This is a genomic window from Acinetobacter sp. ANC 4654, assembly GCF_002135425.1.
GTDB lineage: Bacteria > Pseudomonadota > Gammaproteobacteria > Pseudomonadales > Moraxellaceae > Acinetobacter > Acinetobacter kyonggiensis.
In genome coordinates this window covers 14004-28629 of sequence record NZ_NEGL01000007.1, presented here as the reverse complement: position 1 = coordinate 28629, position 14626 = coordinate 14004, and the positions used below count along the sequence as shown (strand labels likewise).

Sequence of the window (14626 nt, the reverse complement as noted above, 5' to 3'; positions counted from 1 at the left end):
ACCTCATTTTGAAAATAGCCTTTAAAAGTAATATTTTATCTGTAGCTGATTTTCTCAGGTTTAGGTGCTTCATGACCTTCAATATAATGATCAGTCATTTTCACAGTTGCATGACCTGCTAATGCTTGTGCATATTTTTTCCCATATTGTTGGGTAATGTTATATAAACCAAGTGCACGTAAATCGTGAAGAGATGGTCGCTGCTTTGGTTCAAGATCATCATATACACCAGCCAAGTCTCGATACTTTTTAAACTGTTTTGTTAGGTGATCTTCAGTCACGGCAAATGGATGTAATTTAGCTGCACGAGTTTGTTCATTAATTCTATCTGGTCGAGTGGATATTAAATATGGACAGCGAAGTTGCATAGAATGCTCAACACACTTCAAAACAGTTTCTCTTAACTCTGGATGCATATCGACTTCAATGAAAATCGGCTTGTCATAGTTTAAAGATTTGTGCTGTAAAACAGTCATAGTATTGTCTTTGATATTAATTGCCGATCTTTCCATAACAACTAGATCGGCACGCCGTTGCACAGAATGAAGTGCTAAATCTATTGCAAGGCACAGCCAAGCAGGTGAAACGGATTTAATCTTTTCAATAGCTTCGTTTGAATGACGTAATTTAACTTTTTCAGGGCGAATAGGCTTTAATGTCTTTTCAACAATATTTTCATTTGCCCATTCATGCGCCGTAAAATATTTCCAAATATCTATTAGCAATGAACGATGTTTTTCAGCTTGATAATCAGTCTGATTATTTAAATAAACCGCTATCATATTAAGCGTGATTTCATTGCACGCGGTATTGGCCCACATTTCCCTATATTTATCTAAATTCGCATTAATGATTTCCATGGTGGAATTCGCATATTTCTTTTTAGATAGTCGGTTCTTAATAAACTCATTAAGACCTTGTTCAAAATTTGGAATTTGAGTATCTGGTCTTTTAGCATTATTAAGAATTCTCGAAACAATGTCAGGGTTTCTATCGAGTGCAGAATTTAAGGCTTGTGCAGCCTTAACTGCCTCTGATTTATCTTTGCCTAGAGATTTCCTTTGCCCATTTGGTAGCACATAACGGTAATAAACCTGACCATTAGATTTTTTATCCGTTTCTACATGTGGTGGTAAATCCAAGTTACCTACTTTGCGTGCTCGAGGCGACATATTAGATCTCCGACAAAATCTTATCTGCAATCGCATTGCCAGTTAAAGGGGGAGATGGCAAATCAATTTTTGGTGTTTCACTAGAATAGAAAAGCGGAGCACCCCAATTTGTGCACTCAACATACCAATGCGTACCAATCTTTTTACCGCTTAGCCAGCCACGTTTTATATGGCTAATTAAAGTTTCACGGCATGGTCGAGATTCTTCATCCTCCCAATAGCGCTTTGAAAAGACAGTGAGCTTGATACGTTGAATATTATTTTTCACTTTAAGGCGCCTCCCGCAAACTTTGAATCACATCAAATGGCAATTTCACATCAACACTTGCTTCATCATTTCGAGCAATGTAGTCATTAACAATGTGATAAAGCTGCTCGGTTTCTTCACTGTTAAATTGAGAGCCAGTTTTTCCAATTACACGGGCAGATAATGACTCACGAATATCTTTTACTAATTCAAGATTGATCATTGGCTGGCTCCTGAATTTCATATTCACCATTCGCCCAACCATCTTCGTAATCAACATCTGGCATGCCTATTTGCTTGGCAACATGCTTAACATCACTGAAATTCAAATTGTTTGCGGCCCAATCATAAATTTCGTAGTCATTTTCATCAAAAAGAGGAACGGTATCTTCTTCAAGGCTTTCTTCTAGAAGAACCCCGTCTTTTTCCGCAAAATATTTAGCACGGTGTTCGGCAATAAATCGAACAGGAACAGCCCATTTGCTGTTGTCTTCCATTTCTATAACATAGTTTTTATCAAGAATGCTCATGACTTTGCTCCTGTGCTTCTTCACGTTGCTCTGCGATACATTCTTCTAAATGCTTAATGCATTCGGATTTAGAGTTAAAAGGCCCTTGCCAACAATCATTGAAATGAATATCCCATTCAATCAAACCATGACGTTCTTCAATACGGTCAATCTGGACGCGACCATAAAAAGGAACATCATGAGCAAACCAATGTTCGTTATCGTCTGTACCAAATTCAATTTTAGAGTTTTGGGCGACAGTTTCAGTTTTATAGACATCTTCAGCATGTTTGATTAGTGCTGAAACTGGCGTATTCTTCATGAACCATGTTTGACCAATCATGCAGTCATTTTTTAGCACCGCTTGAGCTTTGACACTCATTCGAGCTTCACGTTCTGCAACCTCAATACCTGCTTGAAAAAACCCTAACTGATCAGCTATAGATGAATCTTCATAATCATTGTTTTCATCTTTTGATAAAAGTGCTTCATCGAAATCAGGATTTGCTAAAAGGATTTCTTCAAATAACTCAATTTCTTTCTGAATTTCCATCACGCCACCTAAACCTTTAATTCGCCACGTTGCTGTTTTAGAACTTCAATCAATTTATCCGCAGTAAAATTAATTGATTTTTTAGCGCCAGCAGTAGGAAAAAACTGAGCATATTGGCTCATCCCAAGCCACATGATTGAAAAGGCAAATAACTTCGCTGATTCAGCGTCTTGTACTTTCATTTGTTGCAGCATTGGCAAGATAACTATTTTGAAAACTTGTTCAGCAATTTGGTCAGAAGTGCCTTCAAATTCATTCATGCTGATTTCAATTTTTTGCTCTTTAGTTCCCATCACGCCACCTTTAGCATTTTTAGAGATTGGCCTTTCAATGACGCAATCATTGATTTACCAAGTCGAAGATATTGTTTTAGAAAAATTGAATAGCGTTTCTGTGCCGCTTCGTTCATTTTTCCAGTGCTATAAATTTCAATAGTTGGCTTATTTGTTTTACTAAACCGAATCAAAGCCGAGTGCTTAATTAGTTTTGGGTGGTAACCATCATTTAACAGCCAGTTTTCAAATGCGATGGCTAGTTTGAAATGAATGAATTTGGTCCCTTTGGGTTCAATGTCTAAGAGCTTCATTGGCGATCCACTGCTTTGTATTCAGCCTGACGAGCAAGCGATTGTTCTTCTTGCAGTTGTATTTCTTTTTCAGAGCTGCGCTGATAAATGTAAGACAAAGCCAAAACAGTTATAACGACCAGAAGGAATGCGCAAAAGTTAGCGAAGATGTTTGCAGTCTTGCCGTACATTTCTTCGTATGTTGGCTCTTGTTGAAGAATTGGAGTCGTTTGACTCTGTGGGTGGGTTTGATTCATACTTAATCCGTAAGCTTGCAAGTGTTTACAAATAGCCCTGATATCCGTCTAAAGTAATCAGGGCTTTTTTAATGTCTAAGCGAAATTACCGCCTGATAGGTCGGCAACGAATTGGGGTGCATCGGTTTGTTTTGACATGATCTCTTCCCGTATCTGGTTATGATGTGTACGAGAATAATAGTAAACACAGTGTTTACTATAGTCAACACAATTATTAAACATTATGTTGATTATTTTTATTTATTTTTACAAATTAAAAGCAAAAAAAAGACCACACAGTGTGTAGTCAATTCATTTTGTTTACTTTTAAGTATTATGGAAGTGGATTTTGTACGTTAAACGCATATGCCACCACACAAAATTCTTGGTCAATCATTTCTTGGGCTGTTAATACTTCTTCAGGATATTCTTCTTTGTTTTCACTTACGATTCGAACGCCACCCATGGGCATTTTATATAAATATTTGAACTTAAATAAGCCGCCATGATTAATCGCATAAATTTTACCGTCAACAATATTCGTTTGACCTAAATCGACATATACCGTAGCACCATTATTAATTACAGACTTCATAGAGTCGCCATGTGCTGTTAATGCATAAGCATTTTCTGGTGAAACACCGTAACTTCTAAGAGTGGCCTTTCCTAATCTAAGCTTTCTAGCTGGCTGTCCAACGATTTGCGGCAAAGTTCCAACCCCACAAGAAACTAAAAAGTCTTTATAGAACGGAACTTCTATTTCGTCATCATCTACGTTAGTCGAAGAATCCCACTCAATAACTTTCGATGCATTAAGTGAATCTGGTTGCTCCTTACCGTTCAATATCCAGTTGGTGGATATACCAAAAGCTGCTGAAGCTTTAATAGCCCCAGCTTTGGAGACTCCACGTTTTTTCCAATTGGTTATTGTTTGTGGTGACTCATCTAAAGCTCTAGCTAATTCCTCTTGGGAAATATTACCAGCAGCCTCCAGTAGACGTTCTAAAGATTCAGCTTTATTCATTTTTTTAAATACCCATTGTTTTTCTGATTATCAACAAAAGTAAACACTTTGTGTTAAACAATAAATTTGACATAAATACACATTGTGTTTACTATTCAATAAACATAGTGTTTAGTTGGTTTTAGTCATGTCCGTATCCAAAGACAAAGAAATCATCTTAAAACTAGGTGGTTCCACCAAAGTTGCGGAGCTTCTTGGCTTTAAGAACAAACAGCGTGTTCAGAATTGGATGGTCCGAGGAATTCCAGCTTCAATCAAACTTGAATATCCGCATTTATTTCTGAATCCAAATATCCACAAAAACAATGAAAGTGCAGCATAGGTGAATTTATGAGTCTCGAAAAGAAATCTACACATGTTCGTTTGTCTCCGGAAATCCATGAACGAGCTAAAACACTTGCTTCATTAAAAGGGAAAGATGTTGCCTCTTACTTGGCGTTTCTGATTGAAAAGGAAATCGTTGGTGAGTGGCATGTTCTTAATTTACAAGCAAAATCGTTTGAGCGCTTGGGATTAACTGGGTTAATACGGGATCTTAGTACTGAGGTCTGGGATTCAGAGGGATCGGAAGGGATTCACATTAATTCAGATAAAGAAAAAGCCTGATTTCTGAGATCAGGCTTTTTAATTCAATTTCGATCGGAAAAAAGAAATGAACATAGCAGTTAGTTTATCAAATTTTCAAGGTTTATCAAAGCCTTTGGGTACAGATTCAGAGGTTTTTATGGGTGGGTATACAAAAAAACCAAACTTCATTATTGACTCAGGGCTTATGGCTGAACTTAACGGTAATGAATACAAAGTTTTAGATTTCTTAATGCGTATGGCTTATGGGTTCGGTAGTAATACGTGTTGTGTAAGTGGCAGCCTCATCCGTAAAAAAACTGGTATCAGCAAGGAAGAAACCTTTTCTCGCGCCGTGCGTAAATTAGAGCAGCTTAAATTGATCAGTGTGGCTCGTGGTACAGGTACAACAAATGTTTATACATTGACGTTAAACCACCACCGCCAAATGGTAGTACCACCTATAAACGGTAGTACCCCCGATCATGGAGGGTATACCACCCCCGATAATGGGGATAAAACTACCCCCGATCATGGGGGGACTGTTAAAGATATATTTAAAGAAAACTTTAAAGAAAAGATATTTGTGCAAAACGCACAAGTCCAAGCAAAACAGGATCAAGTTCTTGTTGAGCAAAAATTAGAATCTGATCGTCTTGAAAAACAAAAAGCGGAACAGGAAGCGAAAGCCAACTTTAAAGCCAAGGCAAAAGCAAAAGCGGAATCAGAATCTCAACTTCTGAAAAACTTTGAATTGTTCTGGTCTGTATATCCAAAAAAGAAATCAAAAAAAACCGCATTTGAAAAATTCAAACGCATCGATTTCAAAAAGACTTCGTTTGAATCAATCATGTCTTCACTTGAAAAACAAAAGCAGTCAGATGATTGGACCAAGAACGGCGGTCAATACGTACCAATGCCACAGGCTTGGATTTTCAATGAGCGTTGGACAGATGAGATTCAAGCACCTGTTCAACAGCAGCACCACACTGACGTAAACGCATACTGGACTGACCAACTGCAAGCGCAAGAGCCAGTAACTGATTTTGTACCAACACTGGTACTTGGTGAGGAGTTCAACTGAGATGACTGCAATGTTTAAATTAGAGAATTCAACAGCGATTTGCCCGACTCATCAAGTGAATATGGTTGTGATCGTTGGTAATACGATTTGTCCACAATGTGCTACTGAAGATGTGCATAACGCAAAATTAGATGAAGCGAATGCACAGTCTGAAAAATGGATCAGCACTCGCACAAAACAGGCTTTTTTCCCGCGCCGTCATGCTGAATGCACTTTGAAAAGTTATGTGGTGAAAACACCGGGTCAGCAAATTGCACTTGAAGCATGTGTGACGTTTTCAAAAGATTTGGAATTAGGTCTGAATAAAAATTTGATGCTGGTGGGAAGTACCGGAACAGGCAAAACGCATTTGGTTTGTGGTATTGGCCGATATTTATTGAAATCTAAAAAAAGTGTTCGCTATATCACCAGTGCTGAAATCGCTGAAAAGATAATGGGCAGCTGGAGTCGCAAAGACCAAACAGAACAATCAGTAATTGATGAATTTGCTTCCTATGATTTGCTGATCGTTGATGAGGTGGGTTTACATGATTCAAGCGTTAGTGCTGATGGCAAAGCTAAAAGCATGAATGATATGAAGCGCGAAGCTGTACATAAATTGCTTTACAAGCGTTATGACGATATGAAAAGCACAATTTTGGTGTCTAACTTTGATGCATCGTCACTGAAAAAATGGATGGGGGATCGTCTTTGGTCTCGTTTTCACGATAACGGATCACGATTGGTTGAATGTATTTGGGCTGATGCTCGTACAGGTGGTGCAGCATGAATGAAATTCTTCAGCAGCGTATATCAGCAGTGCAAGTGGGTAAGAACATCACTCATGCACAAATCATGGCTAAGCAAAATTTACGTGAGCAATTGGAACGTGATTTGGAAGAGTTCTTAGCAAGTGGATCTGAAGTCGAAGTACTACCTAGGGGATTCTCTAATTTTCGTGATGGGCTTATACCGCAAAGCAAGGGCAGACCAGCAACGAGTGAAGAAGATCGAATTGCACGTGAAAAGGCAATTGAGGTTAAAAACCAAGAAATCAGAGAGTACAAGGCTGCGGCTATTGCACAACGCAAAGTTAAGGCAAAGCAAAAGCATGATGCTCAGATTAAAGAGCAAATTACTGTGCTAGGTCGGTTTGAATCTAAGTGCGTAAACAAGGATGATTTTAAGCGTCTTGCTGAAATGGCAGGTTATCGCGTACGCCATTTTCGTGATGCTGCAAAAGGGCATTCTAAATTGGGTGATGATAAATGGGCGTTGGTTAAAAAGTTGATTAGTAATTTTAAGTTTGAGGCGGCAGCGTGAAATTAACCAAAGCTCAACGTGAGCAACTCAAGAATAAATTTGGTGGCCACTGTGCTTACTGTGGTTGTGAGTTGGGTGATAAGTGGCATGCAGATCATATCGAATCTGTTGATCGTGTGATGGTGGATTGTGAGAAGCGTGGAATCAAAACCACAAACCAAATGCACAAACCGCATTTAGATACCATCGAAAACATGAACCCGGCATGTGTGCCATGCAACCTAAATAAATCTTCAATGTCTATTGAGGGTTGGCGAGGTGTTTTGGGTGGTTATCGCAAGGCTCTGATTCGTGATTCACATACGTTTCGTCATTCATTGCGTTTTGGTTTGGTTGCATTCACTGACAAACCAGTGATGTTTTTCTTTGAAATGTACCAGCAAGGAACACCTGAAGCTATTTTGGAGGCGCAAGCCCTGCGAGGTGAGCATGCCAATAGCTAACAAACCAAAATACGATTGGGCGAATGTGCCGGCTCATATTAATTGGATTGCTACATATGAATATGGGGATGTGGCTTGGGGTTATGTAAACAAGCCGTGCAGAAAACCAAATACGGGTATTTGGCATGAATCTGGTGGTGAGTGGCGGCATCGTATCTGGTTAGCTCCATACAAAGGACATTGGACACAATCTTTGGAAAAACGTCCGTTGCGAGGTGAATCTTAGTGAAAATCCTCATCGGTATCGATACTGGTGTTAATACTGGCTTCGCCGTGGCATTCGATCATGGCGAAGGTGGTGTTCTTCAAGAAGTGGAAAGTCTCAGTATTACTCAAGCCATGCAAGGCGTTCTTAAATATGAAGATGAATATGATATTAAGGACGTAACGCTTTATATCGAAGATGCACGTAAACGTACTTGGTTTACTGGTGGTCGTGAAAAGTCCCAAGGGGTTGGGTCGGTTAAACGTGATGCACAAATTTGGGAAGACTGGTGTAAGGAGCAGGACATTCATTTTAAGTTGATTCACCCAGCAGCAAATGCAACAAAAAAGAAAGCAGCAGATTTTAAGCGTATGACTGGCTGGACTGGTCGCACGAATGAGCATGCACGTGATGCAGCTATGTTGGTATTTAAAAGATATTGGAAGACTTAAGGGGATTATTGATGGGTGTAATTGTAGAAGTAAAACCAACAGTTCGTATGATGCAAAATGAATTGGCGCAGTGGGGTAAGTGGGCGCGGCATGCTTCCTATAATCCAAGTGAATTGACTTATACATCGCATACATATGGATTGATGCGTTTAAAAGAAGGGGTGAAGTCATCAGGTGTTCAAGTGGTGCTTGATGATGATGCTTTGATTGCTATTGATCATTTGGTGACGCAATTGAAGTTTTCACGGCCTGATTTGTTTCAGTGGATTGAGTTTCACTATTTGAAAGGTATTCCTATTGCTGTATTAGCAAATCAAACCAAGATTGCACGATATAAAATTGATGGGTATTTATTGGCAGCAGAAAGTTGGTTAGATTGCCGCTTAGAAGAAATAATAAAAATTAACAATTGTTAATATAGGTGGAGTGAAGTTTTTAGCAGGATAAATTTTCATCTCCTAAGTGTATTTATAATTTTATGATCTTTGATATATATTTAATTTATTAAAGTGCGACAATATCTAGCGCATGATTTTGGTAAAGAAGTAGCCTTTTAATATTAGGTGTGTTAAGGAAAATTATTGACGATGGATTGATTAATGAGTATAGTTTGACCACAAGCCCTTGAATTTATGCGATTCTTGTAAATCGCAGTATGTCAAGGTTTTTTGTCAGAATTATTTGTTTGCATACCATTAGGTATTGCATTATTCATTGATAGATTCACTTCTATTAGACCTCATCTCTTAGAGAATAAAGGTAGTGCATAATATGAGCACAAAAGAAATTACATTTATAAATCTTATTGAGTCATGTCAGAGCCTTAGTAATGGTAATGTTGTGTCTTACACCCCTACAACTCAATCTAGCCGTGCATTTTCTGCTTCAAATGCACGTGGTGAAGCTGCATTTCGTACGCGCACACAGGTGAGAAAAGGTGCGATCTCTATCGCAAGATTAATGTGTGCTAGCACTAACTAATACAAAATTTTAGTTTGATGAGGGAGGCTTATAGCCTCCCTTCTATTTAATGGGGTGTGGTTTGCTTTACAATCAAACTTTTGAACAAGATATTTTGAATATCTTGGAACATATTGATGGTTTTAGTAGTGAAATAGGGGTTAGTAAGACACCTGTAGATACGCAAAAGCTTGTGCAGGCTTGTAAAAGCATAAGGGAGAATTTTCCCTGTATTGATGGGATAGAAAATGCAAGTGTCTTTAAAAAGGCAGCAGTTTTTGTAGCATGTTTCGTTGAGATTGCTCCAATTGATTTAGATGCATTTTCAAGCTCAAAACTAGCAGATAAAATCAAAAGTAAAAATCCAAATGCAATCATTGCTTTAGGTATTGCTTTTAGATATTTAAGCTTGGCTAGGGTTTATAGACCTCAAGAAACGACATTAGTAATCAAGAATGGTATAAAATTGTCTATGCATTCTTATTGCGACTTTTTAGATATGCTTTCACAAGATATTAATTTAAAAAGCCACTTTATGGTTTTATCGTTGCTTTTTGAGCAAGTTATTTATAAAACACATAAGAATATGCAATATGAATTATTAGATTTTGCTGAAGAATCAGAAGAAGATGTTGAGGGTGCTTTATATTCCAGTACGCAAGATGATATTCCTCCTGAGTGGGATGACTATACTGAAATGTGGAAACATCCTTCAAAAAAAGAACATATGGTATAGTCCATGTACCATTAAGTGATAACTCATAGTTTATGTGAGCCATTAATAAGTATTTGCATTGTATACAGTAACATGGCATATTTGTGTTATTGTCGCTGTAGTTGCATTAAATCGACTACATAAAAATTAAAGCTCATCGAAAGGTGGGCTTTTTTGTTGTCTGTAAAAAGGCAACCTATTCCTATTGGAGTGCCGACCAGTAGAACATGCCTTCGAGTAAAAAACATAGACTAGGGATTGGCACCCTGACCTTAAAGAGAATGAAAGCAAGTAAAGCAGACCGTGCATGTTAGGTTTGTGTGATTGTGAGTAGCGGTAGATCAGTTGCCGAGCTGATTAATATCGAATCTATAGGCAGGGTGTGGCAGATCACCACATCCTTTTTTTAAGCGCCATTAGCTCAGCTGGATAGAGCATCCGCCTTCTAAGCGGATGGTCACAGGTTCAAGTCCTGTATGGCGCACCAAATTTTAATTAGGTCGAATTCGCCATAATTAAAAAGTAACAATCATTAGTTATTCTATATAAGAAATAGTATTGGATATGCTAATGGAACGATTACCAAAGCTTCATGAGTTATCAAGAGAGGCGCTAGAAGAGCATTGTGCTGTGCTTCAAGTTGCGTGCGATATACTTACAGATGAAAATGAACAATTGGGCAAAGCATCTCAAGAATTATTACTGATAGCAAAACAAAACGGTGATATGGCTGAAAATTATCAGCGAATGTTTAATGAATTATTTGAAGTTATAAAAACCCAATATGACGCTAACTTTACAGTTGAGGATATTCCAAAGCTGCCAAGTTAGTTTTATGTAGCAACGAAAGCTCGGTTATTGATCGGGCTTTTTATTTGTTCTAAACAATAGGTTAAGCACAACTAATAATTTGATTTATTTAGCATTATTTTAATGTTTGGTACATTTTGCCAGTGTAAGTCTATTGCTATATAAATGATAATGATAATCAGAAACTAGCTGTGGTTTCTGACCCTCCAAGGTCTTTAGTTATAGTCCACACCCAACTACTACTGGATGTGGGCTTTTTTTTACATAAATTTTAAAAGGCTCGAATTCGAACCCTTTAAAATTGCGTATTTGCACCATATAAAATTATTGATTGAATCATCCAGAAATACGGGATAGTTCATCTAATGATAATCCCTTTCATATCCCGTGATTGAGATTAAGGAGAAAGCCATGCTCTATTTTTTACGTAAATTATTTTGCATCCATGCTTATGAGTTTGATTACGACCATGAACATGGCTATACACAAGAATGCCGTAAATGCGGTAAAGATGATTAAAATTTGCCGAACGTATTACGGCATATAAAAGCCCCTCGCATTCTAGATGTTGAGGGGTTTTCTTTTCTTATTGGTGGTGTTTATGGATGTGATAGAGGCACGGCGCAATCTTAAGCGCTATCAAACAAACGTATCAGCATTACAGCAGATATATCCTCAAGACTTATCTGTTGATGAGCTAAATACAATCACGGTCATCATTAAGAAACAGAACCGACTAATCAACAATATTGAAGAGTCACTTCAAGAATGTAAGCGCCGTTGAGTAATTGTTATGGCATGTACAAGTTGTGAGGCAAGACGTGAGTGGATCAAACAACAAGCAGAACGAGCAAAGCAACGCATGCAACTGTGTATGCAGCGGCTTACTGGTAAAGCTGATCGAACAGAACAATCAGCTAATAAATCAAAACAATCAACTGATTCAGATCAATAACGAACAGAATGCACAGCTCAATGAGTTGTTGATTCAATTGACTGAAGATGATGATGAGCTTGAGTCTGGTTATTTGGTTGGGTAAATATGTTCCATAGTTCAAATGATGGTAAAGGCCTTCGATATATATATGTGAATGGAAATCGCATTGAGTGCGTCAAGTGGGCTAATAAAGAGCAGGGTCTAGTTTGCTTTATGCCGCATCGTCGTTTAACCAAGAAAGACAGACGTAAAGGCAAGATATACACCCGCTTACTTCGTGGCAATGTGACAGTGGAGTTTATTAAAAATGAAGCTTCAACGACTTCAACCAAGGCTACAAGTTGTTAAGCCAGCACAATTAGAACCTAAAAAGAATTGGGGTTCGGGTCGTGGTGGTAGACCATGGCGACGATTGAAAGACAAGATACATCTACGTGATCAATACACATGTCAGTGCTGTGGATTGGTCACAATACAATTAGAACTTGATCATATTGTTAATGTTGCTCAAGGTGGAACGGATGATGAATCCAATCTTCAATCGTTATGTGTTGAGTGCCATAAGAAGAAGACACAGAAGGAATCAAAAGGAATGGTTCTATAAGATTACAAGAGGTCTCTTCTTAAATCTAAATAAGAATTTCCATTGACGCAACAGAGGACATTCAACTGGAGTGTAATCTTTCATGATGTTTAAAAACTCATCATCAAATCCAGCTTCTTTAAATAGCTTCAGTTTATTGTTAAATGAGTTTTGACCAAAATGATTTCTAGTGGCTTCAGATCCATATGCTGGTAACCATTCATAGAACTCTAAAAGAGTCTTAACCCTTTGATTTTTCTTCATTCCATCTTTTAGAGTACTTTCGAACTCTTGATAGTGATTAAGGAGAATAGCTTGAATCCAATCGCCGTTAAAAAAATTATGGCCTTCAAATTTCCCAGTCTCGAAACTGCCTTCTATTGTTTGGTTGTTGTGTGAGCCCTTAAAGCTTGTGGCTGGAAGCATAATTGTAAAGCTAGTATCCATCTGAGTTTTATAAAGTATTAATAGTGATGAAATATTAGCATTAAGTTTGTTTTCGGCAAGGGAGGGGGAGGTAAAAAGTTCAAAATCATTTGGCCTCGGACACCACCCGCTATCTCATTTATAAAAAAATTTCCCTTTTCAGCAAAAGTTAACTTTTCGCCATAAAAGTTAACTTTTAAGTGACTTTGAAATCACTGTGATGCTTTCTCTTAAAGGGTTTGATCTTATTTTTAAACATTCTAAAAAGTTAACTTTCTCAGATAAAAGTTAACTTTTCATATTGGGGAGCAGTAATGGCTTTAACAGCAAAAGGTAAAGCATTTGCTCAAGCTGTTGCTGATGGCATGAGTAACAAAGATGCAGCAATATCAGCAGGATATAGTGAAAAAACAGCAGCCCAACAAGGTTCGAAACTTTCTAAAAACCCTGAAATTATCGCTTATATCGAAAAGTTAACTTCTGCTAAAAAGTTAACTCCAAAAAGTAAAAAGTTAACTCCGCAGGATGAGCAGTTAAATTCTGAAAAACCACGACAAAGCAATCTGGTACAGGTTGTGAAAGTTGAAAAAATAGAATCGGGTCCTGAACAGGCACATGGTCAATTTGTTGGCCGTGATGAAATTGCTATAGGTTCACACGAAGACCCACTTGAATACTTAAAGTCTGTCTGGATGGACAAAGAGAAAGATGAAGAATTAAGGGTTGCATGTGCAAAAGCCGCCTTGCCTTATGTGCATGGCAAAGTTGCAGATAAGGGGAAAAAACAAACTAAGGCTGAAGAAGCTCAAGCAGCTGCTAAAGGTGGTGGTAAGTTTGGTACGCTAGGCTCTCAATTAAGAAGTTAAAAATTATGTCAGTAATGCAATCAAAGGTTGAGATATTTATTCAAAAGGCCACAAGTGTTCATGCAGATACATATGATTATTCTCAAGTTTCTCTAAATACAGTAAACGACACTATATCGATTATCTGTCAAAAGCATGGGGTTTTCCTGCAAAGAGCAACTAATCACTTGCAAGGCCGTGGTTGTAGAAAGTGCAGTGTTGAAAAAGTAAGTGCAGCCAACCGAACAACCTTTGATGATTTTGTTGAAAAAGCAAATTTAGTACATAGTGGTTTTTATTCTTATCCAAAACAATATATAAAGAGGTTGGATGATAGAGTTAGAATTCTATGCCCTAAACATGGTGAATTTTTTCAGATTGGAAATGGACATTTACAGGGCAGACAATGCATAAAGTGTGCTAACAGAGAGACATTAACAACGGAGATATTCACCCAAAAAGCGAAAATAGTACATGGTGAGGCTTACGGCTATGATCTTGTTGAGTACAAAAATAATTTGAGCAATGTGGATATAAAATGCCCTATTCATGGTGTGTTTAAACAGGCTGCAAATCATCATCTTGAAGGGCATGGGTGTAAACAGTGTTCACTTCAAAACACCCAAAGACGATCTATTTATAAGCAAGTATGCAAGGGTAAATCTAGTTTATACATAATCAAATGTAATGATTTAGAAGAAAGTTTCTACAAAATTGGCATTACCAAGCATAAGCTAAAAAAACGATTTAACCCTTCAAATATGCCATACAAATTTGACGTTATTGGTATCGTTAAAGAAGAAGCTGGCTTGATTTGGGATTTAGAGAAAAGGCTGCACCATATATGTAGGGATTTTAAATACTCTCCTAAAAAGAGATTTAGTGGTTCAAGGCATGAATGTTTTAAAAGCCTGCCAAAAGAAGTGTTTAAGTTGGTCGAAAATCTAACAAAACCTCCACAACCACAATTAATCATTTAGCACCTTCGGGTGCT

28 protein-coding genes and 1 tRNA gene are annotated in these 14626 nt (G+C 37.8%); 19 read left to right on the top strand and 10 right to left on the bottom strand.

The genetic code is table 11. The features are described 5' to 3' along the window. Positions 1–35 precede the first annotated feature (35 nt). From B9T24_RS11775 to B9T24_RS11735, 9 genes are all read right to left on the bottom strand, one after another. Complete coding sequence (locus B9T24_RS11775) at positions 36–1172, bottom strand: phage integrase Arm DNA-binding domain-containing protein (protein ID WP_086165951.1); 1137 nt, start codon at positions 1170–1172, stop codon at positions 36–38. A gap of 1 nt (position 1173) precedes the next feature. Further along, the gene (locus B9T24_RS11770; protein ID WP_086165950.1) at positions 1174–1440 is read right to left on the bottom strand and encodes a hypothetical protein; all 267 of its coding nucleotides are present in this window, start codon (positions 1438–1440) and stop codon (positions 1174–1176) included. 1 nt (position 1441) lies between these two features. Next, on the bottom strand, positions 1442–1642 hold the full coding sequence (locus tag B9T24_RS11765; protein ID WP_086165949.1) for a hypothetical protein: 201 nt from the start codon (positions 1640–1642) through the stop codon (positions 1442–1444). Next, entirely contained in the window at positions 1629–1949 is a 321-nt protein-coding gene (locus B9T24_RS11760; protein WP_086165948.1) for a hypothetical protein, read from the bottom strand. The genes B9T24_RS11765 and B9T24_RS11760 overlap by 14 nt, the downstream gene beginning before the upstream one ends. Further along, complete coding sequence (locus B9T24_RS17130; protein WP_228145713.1) at positions 1936–2481, bottom strand: hypothetical protein; 546 nt, start codon at positions 2479–2481, stop codon at positions 1936–1938. Before B9T24_RS17130 ends, B9T24_RS11760 begins: the two co-directional genes overlap by 14 nt. Before the next feature lie 8 nt (positions 2482–2489). Next, positions 2490–2741 carry a hypothetical protein gene (locus B9T24_RS11750; RefSeq protein ID WP_228145712.1) on the bottom strand — a complete coding sequence of 84 codons (252 nt, stop codon included), beginning with the start codon at positions 2739–2741 and terminating at the stop codon, positions 2490–2492. A 32-nt stretch (positions 2742–2773) separates the two neighbouring features. Continuing rightward, complete coding sequence (locus B9T24_RS11745; protein ID WP_086165946.1) at positions 2774–3067, bottom strand: hypothetical protein; 294 nt, start codon at positions 3065–3067, stop codon at positions 2774–2776. Beyond that, positions 3064–3303: a hypothetical protein gene (locus B9T24_RS11740; protein WP_086165945.1), complete on the bottom strand. Its 240-nt coding sequence runs from the start codon at positions 3301–3303 to the stop codon at positions 3064–3066. The genes B9T24_RS11745 and B9T24_RS11740 overlap by 4 nt, the downstream gene beginning before the upstream one ends. Before the next feature lie 313 nt (positions 3304–3616). After that, positions 3617–4306 carry a LexA family transcriptional regulator gene (locus B9T24_RS11735; RefSeq protein WP_086165944.1) on the bottom strand — a complete coding sequence of 230 codons (690 nt, stop codon included), beginning with the start codon at positions 4304–4306 and terminating at the stop codon, positions 3617–3619. A gap of 127 nt (positions 4307–4433) precedes the next feature. Here B9T24_RS11735 and B9T24_RS11730 point away from each other — a divergent pair, with 127 nt between their 5' ends. The 17 genes from B9T24_RS11730 (at position 4434) to B9T24_RS11655 (ending at position 12382) form a co-directional block, all read left to right on the top strand. Beyond that, complete coding sequence (locus B9T24_RS11730) at positions 4434–4628, top strand: hypothetical protein (protein ID WP_086165943.1); 195 nt, start codon at positions 4434–4436, stop codon at positions 4626–4628. Between the two features lie 8 nt (positions 4629–4636). Further along, positions 4637–4912 (top strand): hypothetical protein, encoded by a 276-nt coding sequence (locus tag B9T24_RS11725; protein ID WP_086165942.1) that lies wholly within the window; start codon positions 4637–4639, stop codon positions 4910–4912. A 46-nt stretch (positions 4913–4958) separates the two neighbouring features. After that, positions 4959–5954, top strand: coding sequence for a replication protein (locus tag B9T24_RS11720; RefSeq protein WP_086165941.1), 996 nt, complete (start codon positions 4959–4961; stop codon positions 5952–5954). Position 5955: 1 nt separating this feature from the next. Further along, entirely contained in the window at positions 5956–6723 is a 768-nt protein-coding gene (locus B9T24_RS11715; protein ID WP_086165940.1) for an ATP-binding protein, read from the top strand. Then, on the top strand, positions 6720–7256 hold the full coding sequence (locus tag B9T24_RS11710) for a hypothetical protein (RefSeq protein WP_086165939.1): 537 nt from the start codon (positions 6720–6722) through the stop codon (positions 7254–7256). The genes B9T24_RS11715 and B9T24_RS11710 overlap by 4 nt, the downstream gene beginning before the upstream one ends. Further along, complete coding sequence (locus B9T24_RS11705) at positions 7253–7699, top strand: HNH endonuclease (protein WP_086165938.1); 447 nt, start codon at positions 7253–7255, stop codon at positions 7697–7699. The genes B9T24_RS11710 and B9T24_RS11705 overlap by 4 nt, the downstream gene beginning before the upstream one ends. After that, a complete protein-coding gene (locus B9T24_RS11700) occupies positions 7686–7925 on the top strand; it encodes a hypothetical protein (RefSeq protein ID WP_086165937.1) in 240 nt (79 codons plus the stop codon). Before B9T24_RS11705 ends, B9T24_RS11700 begins: the two co-directional genes overlap by 14 nt. Next, a complete protein-coding gene (locus B9T24_RS11695; RefSeq protein ID WP_171264898.1) occupies positions 7925–8356 on the top strand; it encodes a hypothetical protein in 432 nt (143 codons plus the stop codon). The genes B9T24_RS11700 and B9T24_RS11695 overlap by 1 nt, the downstream gene beginning before the upstream one ends. Positions 8357–8367: 11 nt before the next feature. Then, entirely contained in the window at positions 8368–8772 is a 405-nt protein-coding gene (locus tag B9T24_RS11690; RefSeq protein WP_086165935.1) for an antiterminator Q family protein, read from the top strand. 424 nt (positions 8773–9196) lie between these two features. Further along, positions 9197–9337: a hypothetical protein gene (locus B9T24_RS16925; RefSeq protein WP_171264897.1), complete on the top strand. Its 141-nt coding sequence runs from the start codon at positions 9197–9199 to the stop codon at positions 9335–9337. A gap of 61 nt (positions 9338–9398) precedes the next feature. Further along, entirely contained in the window at positions 9399–10052 is a 654-nt protein-coding gene (locus tag B9T24_RS11685) for a hypothetical protein (protein ID WP_143223747.1), read from the top strand. Between the two features lie 389 nt (positions 10053–10441). Then, positions 10442–10518, top strand: a tRNA-Arg gene (locus tag B9T24_RS11680). Positions 10519–10601: 83 nt separating this feature from the next. Further along, positions 10602–10862, top strand: coding sequence for a hypothetical protein (locus B9T24_RS11675; protein WP_086165933.1), 261 nt, complete (start codon positions 10602–10604; stop codon positions 10860–10862). Positions 10863–11442: 580 nt separating this feature from the next. Further along, positions 11443–11625: a hypothetical protein gene (locus tag B9T24_RS11670; protein ID WP_086165932.1), complete on the top strand. Its 183-nt coding sequence runs from the start codon at positions 11443–11445 to the stop codon at positions 11623–11625. Between the two features lie 37 nt (positions 11626–11662). Continuing rightward, on the top strand, positions 11663–11881 hold the full coding sequence (locus tag B9T24_RS11665) for a hypothetical protein (RefSeq protein WP_086166110.1): 219 nt from the start codon (positions 11663–11665) through the stop codon (positions 11879–11881). 110 nt (positions 11882–11991) lie between these two features. Continuing rightward, positions 11992–12126, top strand: coding sequence for a hypothetical protein (locus B9T24_RS17305; RefSeq protein WP_265733464.1), 135 nt, complete (start codon positions 11992–11994; stop codon positions 12124–12126). Next, entirely contained in the window at positions 12086–12382 is a 297-nt protein-coding gene (locus B9T24_RS11655; protein ID WP_086165930.1) for an HNH endonuclease, read from the top strand. Before B9T24_RS17305 ends, B9T24_RS11655 begins: the two co-directional genes overlap by 41 nt. On the opposite strand, the gene B9T24_RS11650 is transcribed toward B9T24_RS11655, so the two are convergent. Next, positions 12377–12787, bottom strand: a complete 411-nt coding sequence (locus tag B9T24_RS11650) for a hypothetical protein (protein WP_228145711.1) — start codon at positions 12785–12787, stop codon at positions 12377–12379. The two genes, B9T24_RS11655 and B9T24_RS11650, sit on opposite strands and share 6 nt — an antisense overlap. A 314-nt stretch (positions 12788–13101) precedes the next feature. Here B9T24_RS11650 and B9T24_RS11645 point away from each other — a divergent pair, with 314 nt between their 5' ends. Then, positions 13102–13653, top strand: coding sequence for a terminase small subunit (locus tag B9T24_RS11645; RefSeq protein WP_086165928.1), 552 nt, complete (start codon positions 13102–13104; stop codon positions 13651–13653). A gap of 5 nt (positions 13654–13658) precedes the next feature. After that, positions 13659–14612 carry a GIY-YIG nuclease family protein gene (locus B9T24_RS11640; protein WP_086165927.1) on the top strand — a complete coding sequence of 318 codons (954 nt, stop codon included), beginning with the start codon at positions 13659–13661 and terminating at the stop codon, positions 14610–14612. Positions 14613–14626: the final 14 nt, after the last annotated feature.